This is a genomic window from Marinovum sp. 2_MG-2023 (genome assembly GCF_030548265.1).
Lineage (GTDB): Bacteria > Pseudomonadota > Alphaproteobacteria > Rhodobacterales > Rhodobacteraceae > Marinovum.
In genome coordinates this window covers 1-1,532 of record NZ_JAUOSD010000069.1, presented here as the reverse complement: position 1 = coordinate 1,532, position 1,532 = coordinate 1, and the positions used below count along the sequence as shown (strand labels likewise).

Genomic DNA, 1,532 nt, shown 5'->3' with positions numbered 1-1,532 from the left:
TGTTGCAACCAAGTTGAAATGTCACCGGGTTTGCAAAGCAGAAGTGTCACCGTGGGGCCTGGAAGCAAAGCCTGACAGGGCGGAGACTTCAGGTATCGCAGCCCTGGCTGGCTTTGCGTGCCGCGTTTCGCTTGCGGTCTGCGAGGGAGTTCCAGCCGTTGTTGCGGCGTCCGTTCTTCCGGTACCCGTTTCTGGCGCTTTCCGGGCGCACTTCGGCGCTGGCCGCCGCCTTGTCCTGCTCGGCCTTGATATGGGCGAGGACCGCGCTGAGATGCTTGTTGTCTGTGATCGCGGCGTGCGTGACGCGCTGCTGGTGCGGATCGAAGATGCTACAGGGAAGGGCGTAGCCATTGTGCCGAACCTGGATGCGCCCGTCGGGGAACTCGTATGTATCGGCGTATTTTCCAACCAAGCCGCGCGTCAGGTCGTTGACCTCCAGCCGGATGCGCTTGTGGTCGTACTTCAGAGTCAGGTCCTTGCTGACATAGCGCTTGTTGCGCAGGCAGAAGATCTCAGCCAGCCGATCCGGTGCGACAGTCAGCGCGCGGTGCAGATTGTCCGGACGGGCAGCGGGCTTGGCGAACCTGGCGTTATAGCGCTCCATGAAGCCCTGGAGGAAAGCATTAGCAGCCTCCATGTCCGAGATGCCAGTGATGCGCAGCTCCTTGACCAGACGATCCTGCAGTGTCCGGTTCGCACGTTCCACGCGACCCTTGGCCTGGCTGGTATTGGCGCAGAGAATCTCGATCTGGAGTTCTGCCAAAGCGCGCCCGAACTGGGTCATACCGGTCATGTGCTCACTGGGTTTTGGCACACGAAAGACGGTGTGTTTGTCGCTGTAAAAAGCAACGGGGCGGCCGTGCGTCGTCAGATAGCGCTCCAATGCTTCGAAATAGCTGAACGTGCTCTCTGACTTGACGAAGCGCAGTTCCATCAAAGTGCTGGTGGCATCATCAATGAACACAAGCAGGGTGCAGGGTTCGCCCCGATCCTCGAACCAGCGGTGCTCTGAGCCATCGATCTGAATGAGCTCGCCGAAGCACTCCCGGCGTAATCTGGGCTGATGAAACGTCCGGCGCTGTTTGCGCGAGAGCCAAAGACCGGCACCGGACATCCACTTGCGAACCGTCTCGCGTGACACGTTGAACCCGTGATGCTCAGCCAGCATCTCAGCCGCCAAGGTCGGCCCGAAATCCGCATAGCTCTCTTTGATCAGGCTCAGCGCATAGTCGCGCTTGGCATTCTGGATGCGGTTATTGGGTGGCTTGCCGCGTGCCTTGTGACGGATCGCCGATGCGCCGTCATGACGATACCGCTTCAACAGTCGGAATATTTGTCGGCGTGTCAGGTCCAACATGCTCGCAGCATTGTCGACGCTTAACCGTCCATCATCGACCTGCGCCAAAACCTCCACGCGGTTCAACTCGCGCTCGCTCATCATCACCCATCCCATGTCCGATCTCCCTTAGTCTTTTGGGGGAGAGTGACATTCCTGAATTGCTCATGGGTGACATTTTAGCTTTGCGGCTACA

1 protein-coding gene is annotated in these 1,532 nt (G+C 58.9%); it reads right to left on the bottom strand.

All coding sequences use genetic code 11. From position 1 onward, the window contains the following. Positions 1-88: 88 nt before the first annotated feature. Positions 89-1,453, bottom strand: coding sequence for an ISNCY family transposase (locus Q4577_RS23620; RefSeq protein ID WP_303473376.1), 1,365 nt, complete (start codon positions 1,451-1,453; stop codon positions 89-91). Positions 1,454-1,532: the final 79 nt, after the last annotated feature.